Genomic DNA, 21,843 nt, shown 5'->3' with positions numbered 1-21,843 from the left:
TGCAATGCAGAAGTAGGTGGCAAGCTTGAAGAATAAAATAAAAAAATTTTCCAAAGGAGATTTTCGAACCGTTCATCCGGAGATTGTACTGCCGGTAACGAATCTTGAGATGACGATCGGGGAAGGAGAGTCCTGCCAGGGAAGTTTCATTTTGAAGAACAGGAAAGAAGGAGATATCAGAGGACTTGTATATTCTTCTTCTTTTCGTATACATTTAGAAGAACAGGGATTTGAGGGCAACCCGGTGGAGCTCCGTTTTACTTATGATGGAAGCGGACTTGCTCCCGGGCATGTTGAACAGGGAAAGTTTACGATTGTATGTAATGGTGGAGAATTTGAGGTAAACTTTACTGCGATCATTGAAAAACCATCAGTCGAGACTTCCTGTGGAAGAGTACAGAATATCCGTGATTTTAAAAGGCTGGCGATGGAGAACTTTATTGAGGCACACCGCCTTTTCAGATCACGCGATTTTTATGACGTGATAAAGTATGAAGAGCCAAGGATAAAGGCACTTTATGATAATATTAGGAAATGGTCTCTCGGTGAGCAGGCGATGGAAGAATTTCTGGTCGGAATCAAACAGAAAGAATGTATTTTCCTGACAATGGGACGGAATCAGAGAACCTTCCGCAATTTAAAAGAAGCAACCCGTGAGATTATTCATTTTACAAAGAATACTTGGGGATTTATGCCTGTGAAGGTGCATGTGAGCGGTGATTTTATCCAGATTGGAAGGGATAACTTTACAACGGACGATTTTGTGGGAAATCTGTTTGATTTCAGTTATATCATTCATCCGGAAAAGGCTCATGCGGGAAATAATTATGGACAGATTGTTTTTGAAAGTCCGTATGAATCGCTGACCTATGAGGTAATGTTGGCCAATCACAAGGATCATGCAGAGAACAGACGTGTGGCAGATAAGACGATTGCATCAATCATAAAGGATTTCCTTGCGTGCAATGCGGAAGGAAAGGATCTGACAGCCTGGGCGGACGCAACAAGAGAAAAACTGAAGGGACTGGATATATATTCAGAAGACGGAGATGTTTATCCACTGTTTGATGCACATCTTAACCTGCTCTGTAAGGAGCCGGACAAGGCCAGTGATATTCTGGATGATTACAATTACAGCCGTTTTTCAGTGAATAAGGATTCCGTCATTTCATCGTATTATCTGTATCTGACTGCACTTTTAAGAAAATCAGGCAGCCAGGTCAACAAAGCGATTGAAGAACTGAATAAGGCATATATGAAAGAACCGACATCGTGGCAACTTGTGTGTATGCTGATTGACATTGATCCGGAATATAAAAACTACAGCAAAAAATTACAGGTTCTGGAACGCCACTGCAGCAACGGTGCGAACCAGGTAATTCTGTACTGGCAGGCATACCGGTGTTTTCTGGAGAAGCCAACCTGTCTGAAAAAGCTCTCGGCATTTGAAGTACAGATTCTCAATTTTGCGCAGAAGCACGGAGTTCTGACAAAGGAAATTGCGCTTTATATGGCGAACCTTGCATCCCAACAGCGGACTTATGATAAGAATCTGGATGTTGTGATGCGGAAGGTTTATCGGATTTTCCCGGATCCACAGATTCTGGCAGCAATTTGTACCCATCTGATCCGTGGCAATCGGACAACACCGGAATGCTTCAAGTGGTATGCCTTGGCAGTAAAAGAAGATCTGAAGATTGCGCAGCTTTTTGAATATTATATGATGACTGTGGATGACAAATATCTGGACAGACAGTTTCCAAAATCCGTATTACTTTACTTCCGGCATGGAAATACACTGGAATATAAAAAAGCAGCGGTGTTGTATGCAAATCTGATTAACTGTGAGGAAGAAAGCAGTGAGCTTTACAGTGCTTACAGAGAGCAGATGGAGCGGTTTGCCTGGATGCAGCTTGAGAATCGAAGGATCAATGATATTCTGCATATTATTTACAAACGCTGCTGTACTGAGCGGGATATGACACCAGAAAGAATTCGGGCAGTTTATGATATCTGCCATGCTTATGAGATTAAGACAACGGTAAAGAACATGGCGTTTGTCATGGTGATCGAGCCTGACGGAACGATCAGTCAGAAGGTACAGTACAGTGCGGATGGAGTGATTGTATATTTATACAATAAAGACGCACGGATTGTCTGGGAATCAAAAGACGGCCGCCATTACATTGATTCCATTCCATATGAGACTATGAGGATGTTCTATGAGAACCGGTATATGGAAATCTGCAAAAAATATCAGGAAGAGCATGAGGAAGAGGAACGGAAGAAAGAGAAAAAAGAACTGACCTGGGATATGCTTAGAGAGCACGGGCTGGAGATGGCAGATGAAAAAGAAGTGTTTAAAATGTGCAGTATGCGCCTGCGTGAAGAAGGTACGGAGGAGGATGATTTTCTTCTGGCATTATGCTTTGAACTGTTTCTGAAAGATCAGTATGATAAGCAGACGCTGTCTTATCTTGCTGAGTATTATTGTGGATCGACCCGTAATATGAAGAAACTCTGGCATGTGGCAAGAGATTATGATATTACAACCTACAAGCTTTCAGAAAGAATCATTACGCAGATGCTTTTCTCGGAAACTATGTTTGGTGAGGAAGAAATTTTTGCGGATTATTATGAAGGAAGAACGTATTTCCGTTTAAAGAGAGCATATCTTGCTTATGTTTCAAGAGAATATGTGGTGAACGGACGTCAGGTAAAAGGATGTATTTTTGTAATCATCGCAAATGAATACCGCAAAGAGGAAGATCTTCCGGATATCTGTAAGATCGCCCTGCTAAAATATTATTCCAGCAGGGAAGTGCATCAGGAACTGGAACCGATGCTACGGGAATTCCTGCGCGAAATGTGTGAAAAACAGCTGTATTTTTCTTTCTATTTGAAATATCCGGAGAACTGGCTCAGAGAAGTGCAGCTTTATGATAAGACGATGATTGAATATCACGCAAAACCTGGAAGCAAAGTGGCAATTTCCTACCAGATACGGAAAGGCGAAAGTGATAATATGAATTATCAGGAAGAAATACTGCTTCCGGCATATGAAGACACTTATATCAAGAGCTTTATTTTGTTTGGTGATGAATCTCTGCGTTATTATTTTACAGAGACGAATAAGGATAAGGTGACGGTTACGGAAAAATGTGACTATAAGCCGCGTGAGGTGAGACCAATCGGAAAATTTGGAAGACTGAATGATATGACATCACTGAAGAATGAAGCACTGGCAATCGCGATGAAGGAATTTGCAACAGAAAAACAGCTTGCTGAGGATATTTTTGTTGCTTACTAAAGGAGGAAATACTTCATGACACATGGAAGTATTATAGGATATGACATCAATGCAAAGATGTGTCAGATCAGTTATTATAATGAAAAAACACAGGAACCGGAGACGGTGGATACCGGAATTGAAAAAGAGAACAATCAGATTCCTCTGGTGATGAACTATTATAAAGAGACCTGGACTTACGGAAGACAGGCAAGAAGGATGTCTACGGTAAGGGACAGTATCAGCGTGGAAGGGATCTGGGAGTGTGCGCTTGGCAATAGGAAAATTGAGGTAGACGGACAGGAATATGAAGGCGTCCAGCTGCTGGCGGATTTTGTAAAGTATACGTTGAATGGATTTGAAGAAATTGAAAGCATCACGTTTACAGTCCCGGAGAAAAACGAAGACATCCGCGTCCTGCTGAAGGGAATCGGACAGAAACTCGGAGTGGCAAAGGAAAATATTTATGTTCAGGACTACAAGGAAAGCTTCTGTCATTATATGTTTAACCAGCCGAAAGAATTATGGCAGTATGAAGCGGCACTTTTTTACTGTGACGAGGATGTGATCCGGGCATATATGTTGCGGGAACTGAAGAACAGTTCGCAGAAAAGCAGAGAAAGCTTTGTGACGGTGGACAAGGTGGCAGATGCACGTATGGAAGAACTGGAAGCAGTTTATCCGGTGCTGCATGTTGAGAAGGCAAAAGCAGCAGATGAGCATTTTAAACGTTTTATCCAGAGTGTATTTAACAAGAAGATGATCTCTTCTGTCTTTTTGACAGGAGATGGATTTGAAAATAACTGGTATCCGAATTCTCTGCGCGTTCTCTGTAACGGACGCCGTGCGTTTATGGGAAATAATCTGTACAGTAAAGGAGCGTGTTATACAGCGCAGCGCAGAAAAGAGGAACAGTCAGATGCACCAGTCTACCTGGATGAGACAAAACTGACCGAGCAGATTTCCGTGCGGATGCGCGTGAATGGAGAAGAAGGCTGGTACCCACTTGTATCCTGGGGCAATCACTGGTACGAATCAGACAGACAGTTCGAGGTACTTCTTGGTGATACAGAGGATATTGAGATCCATGTGGATTCCCTGGTGACCGGCAGACATCTTGTGGAGCCGGTTTCCCTGAAAGGTATGCCGGACCGGAAAAATTATGCGCTTCGTCTGAAGATTAATACATTTTTCTCGGATGAAAAGACCTGTCATATTATTTTTGAAGATATGGGATTTGGCGAATTCTTTGCGCCGTCAGGATTCCGGGTGGAGAAGATCATTGAATTAGGAGGCAGCAATGGGCAGTTTAATTCTTTGTCATAAGAAAAAGGCAAAACATCCCTATGAAATTTCGAGGATCCATACAAGGATCAGTACATTGGAAGAACTGTGTTATTATCTGTGCAACAATCTGTATCTGATTGATTATACGATCATGAATGAGCAACTCTGCAGATGGATCGCAGATGAACTGGAAATGCAGGATCTTGCAGTAAAGCTGGTGGAACTGATCCGGAATCATGGTTCCGTGGAGAAATTTGTGGTTCTTGTGCTACATGAATCCAGAATCTACACACCGGGTGAAATGGCACACATCCAGAATGTTCTGGAGAAACTCAAGAACCAGAAAGAAGTAGAACGTCAGAAATACAAAGCAGATAAGCTGATGGAAAGTGGAGAACTGGAATCGGCAATCCTGGTTTACATGTCGATCGTCAACGGAGAAAAGGATGATTCAGTAGATAAGCGTTTTTATGGTCGCGTGTCTGCGTGCCTTGCCGGAGCATATGGGAGAGCATTTCTGTATGAAGAGTCGGCGAGAATGTATGAGAAGGCGTATAAGATCTGTGAAGATAATAAAATGCTCGAAGGTTACCTGTATGCAAGTTCCAGATACATGCCGCAGGATGAATATCAGAAGATGGTTATGGGCAATGAAATCCTTTTGGAAATTGACAACAAACTTACAGAAAAGATAGAAAAAGTGAGAGAAAATATCAACATCGAACCGTCAAAGGAATTGTTTGAAGAATGGAAAAAAGAGTACAGAAGAGCATAGTGTACGGGAGAAAGTTCAAGGCTGTGTATTGATTTTCGGAAAATCATGTATTATACTCTCTATGTAAAAATTAAGCGGATACAACAAATAGGAGAAGACAAAACGATGAGCGAACTTGAAAGAGTAGAGACTGGTTTAGGTGAAGAATGTGGTGTATTCGGTGCCTATGATATGGATGGTGGCGATGTTGCGCCGTCAGTGTACTATGGTTTGTTTGCCCTTCAGCACAGAGGGCAGGAAAGCTGCGGAATTGCAGTGACAGATACCTATGGCAAGCGGAAAGTTCATTTCAGAAAGGGACTAGGACTTGTCAATGAAGTATTCGATGAGGAAGAACTTGGCAAATTAAAGGGAAACCTTGGTGTCGGACATGTGCGGTATTCGACAGCAGGGGGAACTCGTGCGGAAAATGCACAGCCACTGGTTCTGAATTATGTGAAAGGTACATTGGTGATTGCCCATAATGGTAATCTGACGAATGCAATCGAGCTTCGTCATGAACTGGAATATACCGGAGCAATCTTCCAGACAACGATTGATTCGGAAGTGATTGCCTATCATATTGCAAGAGAGCGTCTGAAGGTTTCAAAGGCAGAAGATGCGGTCAGGAATGCAATGAAGAAAATTGAAGGCGCATATGCACTGGTTGTATCAAGCCCGCGTAAGATGATTGGAGCGAGAGATCCATTTGGTCTCAAACCACTCTGTATCGGCAAGCGAGATAATACCTGGTTCCTGGCATCGGAAAGCTGTGCCCTTGCAGCAGTTGGTGCAGACTTTATCCGTGACGTGGAACCGGGAGAGATTGTCAGCTTTACAAAGCATGGAGTATCTTCGGACAAAAGTATGCAGATTCCACTTGAAAAGCAGGCACGTTGTATTTTTGAGTACATTTATTTTGCACGTATGGACAGCGTGATCGACAACATCAATGTATATCATGCAAGGATTGTTGCAGGAAAGGCTCTTGCACAGTCTTATCCGGTAGAGGCCGATCTGGTTGTCGGTGTGCCGGATTCCGGACTGGTTGCGGCAAAAGGATATTCGGAATATTCCGGAATCCCTTACGGTATGGCATTCCACAAGAACAGTTATGTAGGAAGAACCTTTATCAAGCCGAAGCAGAGCCAGAGAGAGTCCAGTGTGAAGATCAAACTGAATGTTATTGAAGAGGTTGTACGGGGCAAGCGTATTGTTATGGTAGATGATTCCATCGTCCGTGGAACGACCTGTGCAAATATCATCAAGATGCTCAAGAAAGCAGGAGCAAAAGAAGTTCATGTAAGAATCAGTTCGCCGCCGTTTTTACATCCTTGTTATTTTGGTACAGATGTACCGTCGAATGATCAGCTCATTGCTCATTCGCATACAACGGAGCAGATCCGTGAAATGATCGGAGCAGATTCTCTTGGATATATGGAAATAGATAAGCTGAAAGACATGGTTGGAGATCTTGGATACTGCGATGCATGTTTTACAGGAAATTACCCGATGCGCGTTCCGGGAAAAGATATTTCCCACGCGTTTGAGTCAGAAGAATAGGGAGGATAAGACTATGGGATACGACAAGTATGTAAGTCCGCTTTCGGAGCGGTATGCCAGCAAGGAGATGCAGTATATTTTTTCTCCGGACATGAAATTTAAGACATGGAGAAAACTCTGGATCGCACTTGCAGAGACAGAAAAAGAGCTGGGGCTCAATATTACAGATGAACAGATCGCAGAACTGAAAGAGCATGCAGAGGATATCAATTACGATGTCGCAAAAGCACGTGAAAAAGTAGTGCGCCATGATGTGATGTCTCATGTATATGCATATGGACAGCAGTGCCCGAAAGCAAAAGGGATCATTCATCTGGGAGCAACTTCCTGTTATGTAGGTGATAATACCGATATCATTATCATGGCAGAGGCTCTGAAACTTGTTAAGAAAAAGCTGGTTAATGTTCTGGATGAACTTTCAAAGTTTGCAGATCAGTATAAAGATCTTCCGACACTTGCATTTACTCATTTCCAGCCAGCACAGCCGACAACGGTTGGAAAGAGAGCAACTCTGTGGATGCAGGAATTTTCTATGGATCTTGCAGATCTTGATTATGTGCTTGGAAGCTTGAAACTTCTTGGATCAAAAGGAACAACCGGTACACAGGCAAGCTTCCTGGAACTGTTTGAGGGAGATCAGGAGACTATTGATAAGATCGATCCGATGATTGCTAAGAAGATGGGATTTGAAGCATGCTATCCGGTATCCGGACAGACCTATTCCCGTAAAGTGGATACAAGAGTTGTGAATGTTCTTGCCGGAATTGCAGCAAGTGCACACAAATTCTCTAATGACATCCGTCTTCTCCAGCATCTGAAAGAAGTGGAAGAGCCGTTTGAAAAGACACAGATCGGATCTTCTGCAATGGCATATAAGAGAAATCCAATGAGAAGCGAACGAATCGCATCTCTGTCCCGTTACGTGATGATTGATGCACTGAACCCGGCGATCACTTCTGCTACACAGTGGTTTGAACGTACTCTGGATGACTCTGCGAACAAGCGCCTGAGTGTACCGGAAGGTTTTCTTGCGATTGACGGTATTCTGGATCTGTGCCTGAATGTCGTTGACGGACTGGTTGTATATCCGAAAGTAATTGAAAAACGTCTGATGTCTGAACTTCCGTTCATGGCAACAGAGAATATTATGATGGATGCAGTAAAAGCTGGTGGAGACCGTCAGGAACTGCATGAAAGAATCCGTGAACTTTCAATGGAAGCAGGAAAGAATGTTAAAGAAAAAGGTCTGGACAACAACCTTCTTGAACTGATCGCGTCAGATGATGCATTTAATCTGAGTCTGGAAGATCTTCAGAAAACAATGGATCCATCCAAATATGTAGGACGTTCCAAAGAACAGGTCGAAGCATTCCTTAAGAATGTGATCCGGCCGATCCTGGATGAAAATAAAGAGCTGCTTGGTGTAAAAGCAGAGATCAATGTATAGAATAACTGAATAAACAGAATGGAAGAGCAGGAAGCAGATTTCCGGGTAAGACGGAAGATTGTTTCCTGCTTTTTATTTATGTTTCATGGTCTGAAATTAACTTCTTTGAAATATCAATATAGTAAAGAATTAATGCGTTCATCTGAAGGAATCTATAAATCCCATGGAAATGTATAGATATTAAATCGTCATTAATTAGACAATTTGACGAAAAATATGAAAACTGAGTTTTTGACAAACATAGAAAAGCGCGAAAAAAGGCACTTATTTAGAGCAAATTTATTATGTTATCGCAATAACATGGTGATAATACACAAAAAATAAATAAGTTAACTGAAAATATTGCATAAAAACTATAAATAGGTTATTATAGATTCAACAGATAAAAACTATAAGGGATGTCTATTAAAAAGGAGGGTTAATGTATGAGTATTAACGATTTAGTATTAAAGGTAAATGATGTCCTAACAGGATCGGTGCTGATCATAGCACTTGTAGGTATTGGCTTGCTGTTCACATTTAAGCTTGGATTTATCCAGATCCGTGGTTTTAAAGATGGATGGAACAGAACCTTTGGAGGTCTTTTTAGTAAGAAAGGGGATGCCGGAAAAGACGGAATGTCTTCTTTCCAGGCACTTGCAACGGCGATCGCTGCTCAGGTTGGTACCGGTAATATCGCCGGAGCTGCAACTGCAATTGCAGTCGGTGGTCCGGGAGCAATCTTCTGGATGTGGATCAGCGCATTCCTCGGAATGTCAACGATCTTTGCAGAAGCGGTTATGGCTCAGAAGTTCAAACAGGTCAGTGATGACGGAACCGTAACAGGTGGTCCGGTATATTACATACGAGCGGCATTTAAAGGAACGTTCGGAAAAGTTCTGGCAGCTATTTTTGCAGTCCTGATAATCTTTGCACTTGGGTTCATGGGCAATGCGGTTCAGTCTAACTCGATCGCAGCATCATGGAACACTGCATTCGGAATTCCGAAGATTGCAATGGGTATTTTTGTAGCAGTTGTTTCCCTGTTTGTATTCACAGGTGGTATGAAGCGAATCGCAAAAGTTACTGAACTGATTGTGCCGATCATGGCAGCATTTTATATATTAGGTTCTTTGATCGTAATTTTTGCAAACGTTACAGCAATCCCGGCAGCATTCCATGACATTATTATCGGTGCGTTTAAACCGGCAGCAGTAGCAGGTGGTGCAATGGGCGCAACCTTGAAGCTTGCAGTACAGAAAGGTGTGGCAAGAGGTCTCTTCTCCAATGAAGCTGGTATGGGTTCTACACCACACGCACATGCAGTAGCAAAAGTAAACCATCCGGTTGAACAGGGCTTTGTAGCTATGATCGGTGTGTTCATTGATACATTCGTAATTCTTAACCTGACAGCACTTGTTATTATTACAACAGGATCAAGAACAAGCGGTTTTACAGGCGCAGAACTTAGCCAGTATGCTTTCTCTACTTTATATGGTAAGTTCGGTGAGATCTTTATCGCGATCTGTATGTTATTCTTCGCATTCTCAACGATCATCGGATGGTATTTCTTCGGTGAAGCAAACATCCGTTATCTGTTTGGAGCAAAAGCTGTTAAAATTTACTCAATCATTGTATGTATCTGCGTAGTGCTTGGATCACTTCAGGAAGTAGAACTTGTATGGAATATGGCAGACTGCTTCAACAGTTTAATGGTTATCCCGAATGCGATTGCACTGATAGCACTCAGTGGTCTTGTTAAGAAGACACATGACGATTACTATAATAATTTCCTGCCAAATCGGAAAAAAGGCAAATAGATAATTTGTATAATAGCTGGAAAACAGTTATAGAAAAAAACAATAAGAAATATACAAAAAAATCTATAAAAAGACTAGCATTTTGTATAAAAGTGTGTTATAGTTATCATGTCAGCAAGAAAGATGCTGCAAAATAAATAAAAAGATGCAGTCAATTAGATAGTAGGTTGATATTTCCTGCGAGAGAATCATTTATAAAGATATTTGATAAATGGTCGCCGAAGATGCAAGCCGTAGAGCAGTGAAGCTCGCTGAATGGTGAAACTTTCAGGCAAAAGGATCGGGAAAGGTACTACACTCTGAATCCGGAATTACCGAATTTGCAAGGAAACAGAAAGGGCGTTTAAAACAGAGAAGTTGTTTTGGCGTCCTTTTTTGATACCAGATATATGTTAAAAAATTATCTGGAGTATTTCAGACACAGGGAGTCAAAAAAGACCGCATAAACGGACAGGGGACGAAAGGAAGAAGCGGCTATGAATACTGGATTTATGATTATCACAAATAATCCACTGGTAAAAGAAAAACTTGGGAAAGATTATCATGTGGAATACGAAGAGCTTTCTTATGAGGACACACTTAAAAAAGTTCAGAAGATGATCTTCCAGGGATACAGACTTTTGACACATCCGCTGTCCGGAAGCGTAAAACCGAATGAGACTCCATATAAGTCGGTTATGCTCTCGGAAACGCCGGAAGGTCTGGATGCACAGGCAATGCAGATCATTGCAAGCGCTATTCAGGCGTGCGGCAAATTTCAGTTTAAGTCTGATCTTTATAAACCACAGGTTTATGCAGACTTTCAACTTGTAGATTACACATTGATCTCAAGTGCTCTGCCGTCAGCGGAAAGCTGGCGCTAGAAAAAAGGCTGTAGAAGTACATGCGGTTTGGTGTACTTTTGAGCATACAACAAACACATTCAAAAAAGGAGGGAATTTACAGTGAAATTAGAAGTAGGTCACATTTTTATTAACGACATTCAGTTCGCATCTGAATCAAAGATCGAAAATGGTGTTCTTTATGTTGACGAAGAAGCTGTAAAGGCAATCGTTCTCGAGGACGAAAAAATCAAAAGTGTTAAATTTGATATCGCAAAACCAGGTGAAAGCGTTCGTATCACACCGGTTAAAGATGTTATTGAACCACGTGTTAAAGTTGAAGGAAGAGGGGGAGTCTTCCCGGGCGTTATCGCAAAAGTTGACACTGTAGGAAGTGGTAAGACATATGCATTAAAGGGAATGGCTGTTGTAACAGCTGGTAAGATCGTTGGTTTCCAGGAAGGTATCATCGATATGTCAGGCCCAGGTGCAGAATACACTCCATTTTCAAAGCTGAACAACTTAGTTGTTGTCTGCGAACCGGTTGAAGGAATCAAACAGCATGAATATGAAAAAGCTGTTCGTCTTGCTGGATTCAGAGTAGCAGTTTACCTTGGAGAACTTGCTCGTGAACTTACACCAGATGAAACAAAAGTATATGAAACATACGGAATCATGGAAGGAAAAGAAAAATTCCCGAATCTTCCGAGAGTTGCATATGTACAGATGCTTCAGAGCCAGGGACTTCTTCATGACACATATGTATACGGTGTTGATGCTAAGAGAACACTCTCTACTATCATGAATCCGACAGAAGTTATGGACGGAGCTATTGTATCTGGTAACTGTGTATCAGCATGTGATAAAAACCCAACATACGTTCATGAAAACAACCCGGTTGTACATGACCTGTTCGAAGAACACGGAAAAACAATTAACTTTGTTTGCCAGATTCTTACAAACGAAAACGTATACCTTGCAGATAAGATGCGTTCATCTGACTGGACAGCTAAAATGTGTCGTCTGTTAGACCTTGATGCAGTTATCGTTTCACAGGAAGGATTTGGAAACCCGGATACTGACCTTATCATGAACTGCAAGAAGATCGAAGCTGAAGGTGTTAAGACTGTAATCATTACAGACGAATATGCTGGACGTGACGGAAAATCTCAGTCACTCGCTGACGCTGATCCGGCTGCAGATGCAGTTGTAACTGGTGGAAATGCTAACCAGGTAATCGTACTTCCTAAGATGGATAAAGTAATCGGAACAGAAGATTTCGTTACAATCATTGCTGGTGGTAATGAACATTCTCATCGTGAAGATGGAACAATCGAAGTTGAAATTCAGGCCATTACCGGTGCTACAAATGAAACCGGATTTGGATATCTGAGTGCACGCTAGGAATGGAGGACGTAAAGATAATGAGTAAAATTAAAGTTGTACATTATATCAATCAGTTCTTCGCTCAGATTGGTGGAGAAGAAAAAGCTGATTATCCTGCTGAACTTCGCGTAGGCGAAATCGTTGGACCTGGACAGGCTCTGACACAGCAGTTTGGAGAAGAAGCAGAGATCGTAGCTACAATCGTTTGCGGTGACTCTTACTTCAATGAAAACCTTGACAAAGCAAAAGCTGATATTCTTGAAATGGTTAAGAGCCAGAATCCTGATATCTTCATCGCTGGACCTGCTTTCAATGCTGGACGTTACGGTGTTGCATGCGGAACTATCTGTGATGCAGTACAGGAAGAACTCGGAATCCCGGCAGTAACTGGTATGTACGTTGAAAACCCAGGTGCTGATATGTTCAAGAACAAAGTTTACACAGTATCTACAAAGAACAGCGCAGCTGGTATGAGAGATGCAGTTAAGAAACTTGCTCCTCTTGCTCTTAAGATCGCTAAAGGCGAAAAGATCGGTGCTTCTTGCCAGGAAGGTTATATGCCGAACGGAGTTCGTGTAAACTTCTTCGAAAAAGAACGTGGATCTAAGAGAGCTGTTAAGATGCTCCTTAAGAAACTGGCAGACAAGCCGTTTGAGACAGAGTATCCAATGCCATCATTCGACCGTGTTGATCCACAGCCAGCTGTCAAAGATCTTAGCAAGGCTACAATCGCACTTTGTACTTCAGGTGGAATCGTTCCGAAAGGAAACCCGGACCACATCGAAAGTTCAAATGCTTCACATTACGGAGAATATGACATCACAGGCGTTATGGATCTTACAGAAGATACATACGAAACAGCTCATGGTGGATATGACCCGGTATATGCAAACGAAGATGCAGACCGTGTACTTCCTGTAGACGTTATGCGTGAATTCGAAAAAGAAGGCGTTATCGGAAAACTTCACAACAAATTCTATACAACAGTTGGTAACGGTACAGCCGTAGCTTCTGCGAAAGCTTTCGCTGAGGAATATGCTCAGAAACTTATAGCAGACGGTGTTGACGCAGTTATCATGACCTCTACTTGAGGTACCTGTACACGTTGCGGTGCAACAATGGTAAAAGCAATTGAAGCAGCTGGACTCCCGGTAGTTCATATGTGTACAGTAACTCCGATTTCCATGACAGTTGGTGCGAACAGAATCGTTCCTACGATTGCTATTCCTCATCCACTTGGAAATCCGGCTCTTGAAAAAGATGAAGAGTATGCTCTTCGTAAGGGTCTTGTTGAAAAAGCTCTGAAAGCTCTTACAACAGAAGTAGACGGACAGACAATCTTTGACAACTAAATCTTAGTTAGAAGGTCATGTAATTTTATTAAAAAAGGAGAGAACGTTATGAGCAAAGTTTATGACGTGATCGTCCTGGGTGCGGGACCTGCAGGCTTAGCTGCAGGTCTGTACGCAGGAAGAAGCCGTCTTTCAACACTGGTTATTGAGAAAGGTAAAGATGGCGGACAGATCGCAATCACAGATGACATCGAAAATTATCCTGGACAGATCGTAGAAGGGGAAAGCGGTCCTTCACTTATCGCAAGAATGACACAGCAGTGTGAAAAATTCGGCGTTGAGAGAGCATCAGATGTAATTAACGAAGTACACCTGGACGGCGATATCAAAGTACTGAAGAGTGCGAAGGCTGAATATCAGTCAAAGACGGTTATCATCGCAACCGGAGCTTTTGCAAGACCGATCGGATGCAAAGGCGAAAAAGAGTTCATGGGTAAGGGCGTTTCTTACTGCGCTACCTGTGATGCAAACTTCTTTGAAGATTTTGAAGTATACGTAGTAGGTGGAGGAGACTCTGCTGTAGAAGAAGCTATGTACCTTACAAAATTTGCAAGAAAAGTTACCATTATTCACAGACGTGATGAGCTTCGTGCAGCAAAATCCATCCAGGAAAAAGCTTTCAAGAACGAAAAACTTCACTTTATGTGGGATACGGTTGTAGAAGAAGTTGGCGGTGACGGAATCCTTTCTGAGATGACTGTTAAAAATGTGAAAACAGGTGAACTCACTAAGATCGTAGCTGATGAAGATGACGGAATGTTTGGTGTATTCGGATTTATCGGAACACTTCCAAACTCAAAGATCTATGAAGGAACAGGTCTTGAGATGGATGAAAGAGGATATATTCCGACAGATGCAGATATGCACACTAATATCCCAGGCGTATTCGCAGCAGGCGATATTCGCGTTAAGAGCTTAAGACAGGTTGTTACAGCCGCTGCAGATGGAGCTATTGCAGCTACACAGGCAGAAAAGTACATTAACGAATTATAAGAACACACTTTTTTATAGAGTGAGGAGGACATTTGACATGTTAGAAGTAGATAAGAAAACATTTGAAGACGAAGTCTTAAAAGCAGAAGGTTATGTATTCGTAGATTTCTTTGGTGATGGATGTGTTCCATGCCAGGCTCTGATGCCGTTCGTACATGAAATGGCAGACAAATACGGAGATAAGATCAAATTCACATCTCTGAATACAACAAAAGCTCGTCGTCTTGCTATCGGACAGAAGATCCTTGGTCTTCCGGTTATGGCTATTTACAAAGATGGCGAAAAAGTAGAAGAAGTAGTAAAAGATGATGCTACACAGGAAAGCATCGAAGCAATGATTAAGAAATATATCTAATCATTATTTAATTAGGTGAGCCGCGCACAGCCGGCAGAGATTCGGCTGTGTGCTCACAATATATAATCGCGTAAAGCGTGTAAAACTATTAACAAAACAAAATTTTAAAAGAAAGGAAGGAGGAAAAGACATCATGGCAATTTTAAAAGATAAAAAAGTTGTTATTATCGGTGACCGTGACGGTGTACCGGGACCAGCAATCGCAGAATGCGTAAAGACAGCTGGCGGAGATGTAGTTTTTTCTTCAACAGAATGTTTCGTCTGAACTAGCGCAGGCGCAATGGATCTGGAGAATCAGAAAAGGGTAAAAGAATTTGCTGAGGAGTACGGCCCGGAAAACGTAGTCGTAATCGTAGGCGCAGCTGAAGGAGAAGCAGCAGGACTTGCTGCAGAAACCGTTACAGCAGGAGACCCGACATTCGCAGGTCCGTTGACAGGGGTCCAGCTTGGACTCACAACTTATCACGTATGTGAACCAGAGTTAAAAGAAGAATTTGACCCGGCTGTTTACGATGAACAGGTAGGCATGATGGAAATGGTGCTTGATGTTGATGATATCGTAGACGAAATGTCAGCAATCCGCGACGAATATTGCAAATACCTCTAAGATAAAGAGGGGGATATTTTCAAAGCGGAATATCTGAGATAGAGGTACAGGCGGCAGGATTCTTCCTGTCGCCTGTTTTATTGCCAGGCATAACGGGAACATGCTGGTATTGCATTAGTGAATTGCCTAGCATCTCGGAAGCGTGCCAGTGATGCGCTTCTGATAAAAGCTTGTTTAGCGCATTCTGCCCAAAATCTTTTAAATCAGGACAGGTAGATTATACGCGCATATCACGGAGAAATGAATGATGGTGACATTCGTAAAAAGAGAATGTCAGGAAAGGTGGAAACCAGCGATGAACAGTGTAATTAAAGGAGCAGGATATGTACTCGTACATACCCCGGAAATGGTAGTTTACAACGGAACAACACAGACAACAGAAAGAGTTGTCAATCCGGAATCAGAATATTTAAAAGAACTTAGAGATCATCTTCGGTCATATGAAACATGTGTAAATTATTGGCCGAATCAGGTATATATCGGAAATGCAACACCGGACGATCTTGCCCAGGTTGAATTTCCATACTACGACAAAGTAAAAGAAGGCGCAGAGCGTTACGGAAAATACGGTGAAATCATGCCGGAAGACGAATTCCTTCTTTTAGCTCAGGCTTGCGATATGTTCGAAGTTGTTATGCTTGAGAAAGGATTTGTAGCAGCTACAAAGGAGAAATTTGCAGCAGATCCGATCATCACAGATGATATCGTAGAAAAAGTAATCGAGGGATTTGAAATCTCAGAGATCGAACACTTTGTAAATGAAGAGCATGCTGAAGGTCTGTATCATGAAAACAAACTGGTAGGCTGTGTAAAGAGAGCGCATGACATTGATGCAAACCTTTCAGCTCATGTTATGCATGAAAACATTATGAGTAAGGCATCCAGCGTGCTCGCCCTCCTCTATGGTGTAAGAAACGCAGGAATCGAAAAGACAGACGTTGAGTATGTCATCGACTGTGCAGAAGAAGCTTGTGGTGATATGAACCAGCGTGGTGGCGGTAACTTCGCAAAAGCAGCAGCTGAAGTTGCAGGACTTCTGAACGCAACAGGTTCTGACTCACGTGGATTCTGTGCCGGACCATCTCACGCACTGATCGAAGCAGCAGCTCTCGTAAAATCAGGCGCATACAAATGTGTAGCTGTAACAGCTGGTGGTTGTACAGCAAAACTTGGTATGAACGGTAAAGACCATGTAAAGAAAGGCCTTCCAATCCTGGAAGACTGCCTTGGTGGATTCTGTGTAATCATCGCAGAAAACGATGGCGTAAACCCGGAAATCAACCTGGATATCCTTGGACGCCATACAGTAGGAACAGGAAGTGCTCCGCAGAACGTAATCGGAAGCCTTGTAGCTGATCCACTGGAAAGAGCAGGACTTAAGATCACAGATATCGATAAATTCTCTCCGGAAATGCAGAACCCGGATATCACAAAACCGGCAGGAGCTGGAGATGTACCGCTTGCTAACTACAAGATGATTGCAGCTCTCGCAGTTAAGAGAGGCGAACTTGACAGAAAAGAACTTGCAAGTTTTGCAGGAGAACACGGACTGACAGGATGGGCTCCGACTCAGGGACATATTCCTTCAGGTGTACCGTACATCGGATTTGCAAGAGAAGATATCCTTGCAGGAAAGATCAATAAAGCCATGATCATCGGAAAAGGAAGTCTGTTCCTTGGACGTATGACCAACCTCTTCGACGGTGTATCTTTCGTAATTCAGGCAAATACTGGTGCAGAAGATAACAGCGGCGTATCAGAAGAAGAAGTAAAAGGACTGATCGCAAAAGCAATGAAAGATTTTGCAGCATCATTAATGGCAACAGAAGAATAAGAAAGGTGGACAAACAAAATGGCAAATGGAATTGAAAGAATGATTGCCGACACCTTTATGGAGATGGCGCAGGGACTGGAGACAGGAAGCTTCGGAAAGCGCCCGAAAGTTGCACTGACCGGAATGGGAAGCGAACATGGAGAAGAAAACTCTATGGCAGCGGCAATTGAAGCGGCAAAAGACGGAATTGATGTATATTATATCGGAACATTAGAAGCAGAAGGCGTTACAACTGTTAAAGTGGCTAACGATGAAGAAGGTCATGATAAGATGGAAGAAATGCTGAAGAATGGAGAAGTAGATGCAGCAGTAACCATGCACTTCCCATTCCCGATCGGTGTATCTACAGTAGGACGCTGTGTAACACCGGCAACTGCAAAAGAAATGTTCATCGCTAATACAACAGGAACATCCAGCACAGACCGTATTGAAGGAATGATCAAAAATGCGATCTACGGAATCATCGCTGCAAAAGCTTGTGGTAAGAAGAATCCGACCGTTGGTATCCTGAATGTAGACGGTGCACGTCAGACAGAGAAAGCTCTGAAGAAACTGCAGGAGAACGGATATCCGATCGAATTTGCAGAATCAGGAAGAGCAGATGGTGGATGCGTTATGAGAGGAAATGACGTCCTTCAGGCATCCCCGGACATCATGGTAACAGATTCCCTTACCGGAAATATCATGGTGAAAATGCTTTCTTCTTTCACAACAGGCGGAAGCTTTGAAGCTACAGGATTTGGATATGGACCAGGAATCGGAGAAGGATATGAACAGCTTGTCATGATCGTATCCAGAGCATCCGGAGCACCGGTTATCGCAAATGCAATCCGTTACGCAGCACAGCTGGTAAGAGGAAAAGTATTTGAAGTAGCGAAAGAAGAATTTGCAGCTGTTAAGAAAGCTGGATTAAAAGAAATCCTTGATGAGCACAAAGCTTCTCAGAAACCGGCAGCGGCTGAAGAAGAAGTAAAAGAGCCACCGAAGGAAATCGTTACAGCACAGATTCCAGGTATTGAAGTAATGGATCTGGAAGACGCAGTTAAAGTACTGTGGAAACTCGGCATTTACGCAGAAAGCGGAATGGGATGCACAGGACCAATCATCCGTGTATCAGACGCAAATCTCGCAAAAGCTGAGGAAGAACTGAAAAAGAGCGGATATATTAACTAATAAAATCTGCCTTTTTATAAACACTCTCACTCTAATTCAGGAAGATAGGCTTTCCGGTCATAAGACCGGGAAGCCTTTTTCCTTGCGAAAAACTGTTTTTGCAGAAAGATTGTACGTTGTTTGTCACAGATACTGTGAACAGTAATGATTGTACTGCTTTGTGTACGAAAAAATTTTTGGTTGATTTTTAGAATAGGAAATAGTATCATGACAGTTATAAATCCAAAAAAGTGAGAGGGAGAAAGTCATGGATACGCAATTATTACTAAAAACGGCGATGCTTGCCGGTGAAATAATGCTGCGAAGCGGAGCGGAAACGTATCGTGTGGAAGATACCATGCATCATATACTGAAGACGGCGGATCACATCGAGATGGCAGAAGTTCTGGTGATCATGACCGGAATTTCCGCGACGATCAAACTGGAGAACGAAAAGGCAGTTACTGTTACAAAGAGAGTAGAAGAACGGGATACCAATCTAAAGCTCGTCGTAAATGTTAATGAGATTTCCAGGCAGTATTGTGGAGATGATCTGACACTAGAGCAGGCATATGAGAAGCTTTCGACGTTAAAACAGTTCGAGTTCAGCCGCAAGACAACTAACCTGGCAATGATGGGGGTTGGTGTGGGATTTACAATTTTTTTTGGTGGATCCATTGCAGATACCGGGGCAGCCATCGTTGTAGGACTTTTTCTTGTTGCCTTTGTATCAGCGGGACAGGATCTGAAATTTCACCCATTTATTCAGGATATTTTCGCAGGATTTGGTGTTGCGTTTGCCTGCTGCCTTCTAAAAGAAGGTCTGGGTGATCAGATGAATATGGATACTGTTATGATAGGAAGTTTCATGCCTCTTGTACCGGGAATGGCAATCACCAATGCTGTCAGGGATACCTTGCGGGGGGATTATCTTTCCGGTGGTGCAAGAGTGATGGAAGCTTTCTTAAAAGCACTTGGGATTGCAATTGGAATTGGTATTGGGCTGGCGCTTTGCGCAAAGATTTTTTAGCAGGAAGGAGAGCAAAAAATGAACAGTACTGTTTTTGAAATGATCATCCGGGTATTTGGAGCGTTTTTATCTATTTACAGTTTTGCGGTTCTCCTTCAGGTTCCGCGTCGCTTTGTTCTTCAGGCTGGTATTGTAGGAGCAATTGGTGGATTTGTTTATCTGCTTGCAATACATTTTGGCAGAGGAGATTTGATGGCATCTTTATATTCAGCAGTTGCAGCTGCAGTTGTTTCGCATATTTTTGCGAGAGTTTATAAGACACCGGTTACGTTGTTTCTGATTGCCGGGGTTCTTCCGACTGTTCCCGGAAACGGGATGTACCAGACGGTTCATTATCTGATCGACGGGAACGAGGCGATGTCCGAATTTTATCTGATCCAGACATTAGAGATCGCAGGCGTGATCTCTCTTGCAATTTTTGTCGTGGATACCTTTTTCCAGGCTTTTCAGAAGAGTGAGTGGAAGCAGAATTCCATGAAGTATGTCCGAAAGATCGTTCCTGGAGCTGAGGAACCGCAAAATACAGAAAAACGGGGAAAATAGTGGCTTCGGAATGCTTGAAGTAAAAAAGGGAATGTGTTAGTATAATAAAGATGAACATATATTTGAATGTCATAGAGAACTGTGAATAGTTTATTTTCACAGTGAAAATAAAACAGAAGTTAAAGAGAGGAACACTAAAATGAAAAAAGTCAGAACAAGATTTGCACCGAGTCCGACAGGTAGAATGCATGTCGGTAATTTGCGTACTGCATTATATGCATACCTGATCGCAAAACATGAAGGCGGAGATTTTATGCTCCGTATTGAAGATACAGATCAGGAAAGATATGTAGAAGGTGCATTGGATATTATTTACAGAACACTGGAGAAGACAGGCCTTGTTCATGATGAAGGCCCAGATAAAGATGGCGGTGTCGGACCATACGTTCAGAGTGAAAGACAGGCTTCAGGAATTTACATGAAGTATGCTAAGCAGTTAATTGAACAGGGAGATGCATACTACTGTTTCTGTGATAAAGAACGTCTGGAATCTTTGAAAACTTCTGTATCAGAGGATGGAACACAGATTGTGAATTATGACAAGCATTGTCTGCATCTGAGTAAAGAAGAGATAGAAGCAAACCTTGCAGCCGGAAAGCCATATGTTGTCCGCATCAATATGCCGACAGAGGGAACCACAACTTTCCATGATGAAATTTATGGAGATATTACCGTTCCGAATGCGGAACTGGATGATATGATCCTGATCAAATCAGACGGATATCCGACCTATAATTTTGCGAACGTTATTGATGATCATTTGATGAATATTACACACGTTGTCCGAGGAAATGAATATCTTTCTTCAGCACCGAAGTACAACCGTCTTTACGAAGCATTTGGATGGGAAGTACCGGTCTATGTACATTGCCCGCTGATTACAGATGAGAACCACAAAAAGCTCAGCAAGAGATGTGGACATTCTTCTTACGAAGATCTTCTGGATCAGGGATTTGTAAGTGAAGCAATTGTAAATTATGTGGCACTTCTTGGATGGTGTCCGCAGGATAACAGAGAGATCTTCTCACTGCCGGAACTTGTTGAAGCATTTGACTATCATCATATGAGCAAATCACCGGCTGTATTTGATATCAATAAGCTGAAGTGGATGAACGGGGAATATCTGAAGGCTATGGATTTTGATAAATTCTATGAACTTGCAGAGCCGTATATCAAGAAAGTGATCACAAAGGATTATGATCTGAAAAAGATTGCGTCTCTGATCAAGAGCCGTATCGAAATCCTTCCTGATATCAAAGACCAGATTGATTTCTTTGAAGCTGTTCCGGAATATGATACTGCAATGTATTGCCATAAGAAGATGAAGACTAACGAAGAGACTTCTCTGGAAGTATTAAAAGAAATTCTTCCAAGACTGGAAGCATGGGATGATTACAGTAATGACGCATTATTCGGGCTGCTGAAGGGATTTGCAGAAGAAAAAGGTTATAAGAACGGATATGTGATGTGGCCGGTAAGAACTGCAGTTTCAGGAAAGCAGAATACTCCGGGTGGAGCGACTGAGATCATGGAAGTTCTTGGTAAGGCAGAATCTGTAGAAAGAATCAAGAATGCAATAGAATTATTAAGCAGATAATATACAGATATAAAAGTATGCATGGGGGACGGAT

General features: G+C 42.3%; 17 protein-coding genes and 1 riboswitch. All 17 genes read left to right on the top strand.

Going from position 1 to position 21,843, the window contains the following annotated elements; translation table 11 throughout:
* Window positions 1–16 precede the first annotated feature (16 nt).
* The 17 genes from PGZ10_RS00355 (at window position 17) to gltX (ending at window position 21,809) form a co-directional block, all read left to right on the top strand.
* Window positions 17–3,310, top strand: coding sequence for a DUF5717 family protein (locus PGZ10_RS00355; RefSeq protein WP_442872540.1), 3,294 nt, complete (start codon window positions 17–19; stop codon window positions 3,308–3,310).
* A gap of 15 nt (window positions 3,311–3,325) precedes the next feature.
* Entirely contained in the window at window positions 3,326–4,615 is a 1,290-nt protein-coding gene (locus PGZ10_RS00350) for a DUF5716 family protein (RefSeq protein WP_270246693.1), read from the top strand.
* A complete protein-coding gene (locus PGZ10_RS00345; protein ID WP_008375292.1) occupies window positions 4,590–5,351 on the top strand; it encodes a hypothetical protein in 762 nt (253 codons plus the stop codon). The genes PGZ10_RS00350 and PGZ10_RS00345 overlap by 26 nt, the downstream gene beginning before the upstream one ends.
* Before the next feature lie 105 nt (window positions 5,352–5,456).
* A complete protein-coding gene (purF, locus tag PGZ10_RS00340) occupies window positions 5,457–6,893 on the top strand; it encodes an amidophosphoribosyltransferase (RefSeq protein WP_022220912.1) in 1,437 nt (478 codons plus the stop codon).
* 13 nt (window positions 6,894–6,906) lie between these two features.
* Window positions 6,907–8,340 carry an adenylosuccinate lyase gene (purB, locus tag PGZ10_RS00335; protein ID WP_044999258.1) on the top strand — a complete coding sequence of 478 codons (1,434 nt, stop codon included), beginning with the start codon at window positions 6,907–6,909 and terminating at the stop codon, window positions 8,338–8,340.
* A gap of 425 nt (window positions 8,341–8,765) precedes the next feature.
* A complete protein-coding gene (locus tag PGZ10_RS00330; RefSeq protein ID WP_270203800.1) occupies window positions 8,766–10,139 on the top strand; it encodes an alanine/glycine:cation symporter family protein in 1,374 nt (457 codons plus the stop codon).
* A 168-nt stretch (window positions 10,140–10,307) separates the two neighbouring features.
* A riboswitch (glycine riboswitch) is annotated at window positions 10,308–10,432 on the top strand.
* 183 nt (window positions 10,433–10,615) lie between these two features.
* Entirely contained in the window at window positions 10,616–11,002 is a 387-nt protein-coding gene (locus tag PGZ10_RS00325; protein ID WP_117823617.1) for a GrdX family protein, read from the top strand.
* Window positions 11,003–11,083: 81 nt separating this feature from the next.
* Window positions 11,084–12,364 (top strand): glycine/sarcosine/betaine reductase component B subunit, encoded by a 1,281-nt coding sequence (locus PGZ10_RS00320; protein ID WP_173825755.1) that lies wholly within the window; start codon window positions 11,084–11,086, stop codon window positions 12,362–12,364.
* A 20-nt stretch (window positions 12,365–12,384) separates the two neighbouring features.
* Window positions 12,385–13,698 carry a glycine reductase complex selenoprotein B gene (gene grdB, locus PGZ10_RS00315; RefSeq protein ID WP_270540425.1) on the top strand — a complete coding sequence of 438 codons (1,314 nt, stop codon included), beginning with the start codon at window positions 12,385–12,387 and terminating at the stop codon, window positions 13,696–13,698.
* A 48-nt stretch (window positions 13,699–13,746) separates the two neighbouring features.
* A complete protein-coding gene (gene trxB, locus PGZ10_RS00310; protein WP_173825759.1) occupies window positions 13,747–14,691 on the top strand; it encodes a thioredoxin-disulfide reductase in 945 nt (314 codons plus the stop codon).
* A gap of 37 nt (window positions 14,692–14,728) precedes the next feature.
* Complete coding sequence (gene trxA / locus PGZ10_RS00305; RefSeq protein WP_008375313.1) at window positions 14,729–15,046, top strand: thioredoxin TrxA; 318 nt, start codon at window positions 14,729–14,731, stop codon at window positions 15,044–15,046.
* A gap of 133 nt (window positions 15,047–15,179) precedes the next feature.
* Entirely contained in the window at window positions 15,180–15,653 is a 474-nt protein-coding gene (grdA, locus tag PGZ10_RS00300; RefSeq protein ID WP_117558227.1) for a glycine/sarcosine/betaine reductase complex selenoprotein A, read from the top strand.
* A 295-nt stretch (window positions 15,654–15,948) separates the two neighbouring features.
* Window positions 15,949–17,487 carry a glycine/sarcosine/betaine reductase complex component C subunit beta gene (gene grdC, locus PGZ10_RS00295; RefSeq protein ID WP_118198485.1) on the top strand — a complete coding sequence of 513 codons (1,539 nt, stop codon included), beginning with the start codon at window positions 15,949–15,951 and terminating at the stop codon, window positions 17,485–17,487.
* 18 nt (window positions 17,488–17,505) lie between these two features.
* On the top strand, window positions 17,506–18,660 hold the full coding sequence (gene grdD, locus PGZ10_RS00290; RefSeq protein WP_118217888.1) for a glycine/sarcosine/betaine reductase complex component C subunit alpha: 1,155 nt from the start codon (window positions 17,506–17,508) through the stop codon (window positions 18,658–18,660).
* 247 nt (window positions 18,661–18,907) lie between these two features.
* Window positions 18,908–19,669 carry a threonine/serine exporter family protein gene (locus PGZ10_RS00285; RefSeq protein ID WP_118198298.1) on the top strand — a complete coding sequence of 254 codons (762 nt, stop codon included), beginning with the start codon at window positions 18,908–18,910 and terminating at the stop codon, window positions 19,667–19,669.
* Window positions 19,670–19,687: 18 nt separating this feature from the next.
* Window positions 19,688–20,212: a threonine/serine exporter family protein gene (locus PGZ10_RS00280; RefSeq protein ID WP_243034355.1), complete on the top strand. Its 525-nt coding sequence runs from the start codon at window positions 19,688–19,690 to the stop codon at window positions 20,210–20,212.
* Between the two features lie 139 nt (window positions 20,213–20,351).
* On the top strand, window positions 20,352–21,809 hold the full coding sequence (gltX, locus tag PGZ10_RS00275; RefSeq protein WP_055157834.1) for a glutamate--tRNA ligase: 1,458 nt from the start codon (window positions 20,352–20,354) through the stop codon (window positions 21,807–21,809).
* Window positions 21,810–21,843 lie beyond the last annotated feature (34 nt).

It is taken from the genome of Coprococcus sp. AF102-57 (assembly GCF_027686195.1).
Taxonomy (GTDB): domain Bacteria; phylum Bacillota; class Clostridia; order Lachnospirales; family Lachnospiraceae; genus Allocoprococcus; species Allocoprococcus comes.
This window is presented reverse-complemented; position numbering and strand designations above follow the sequence as displayed.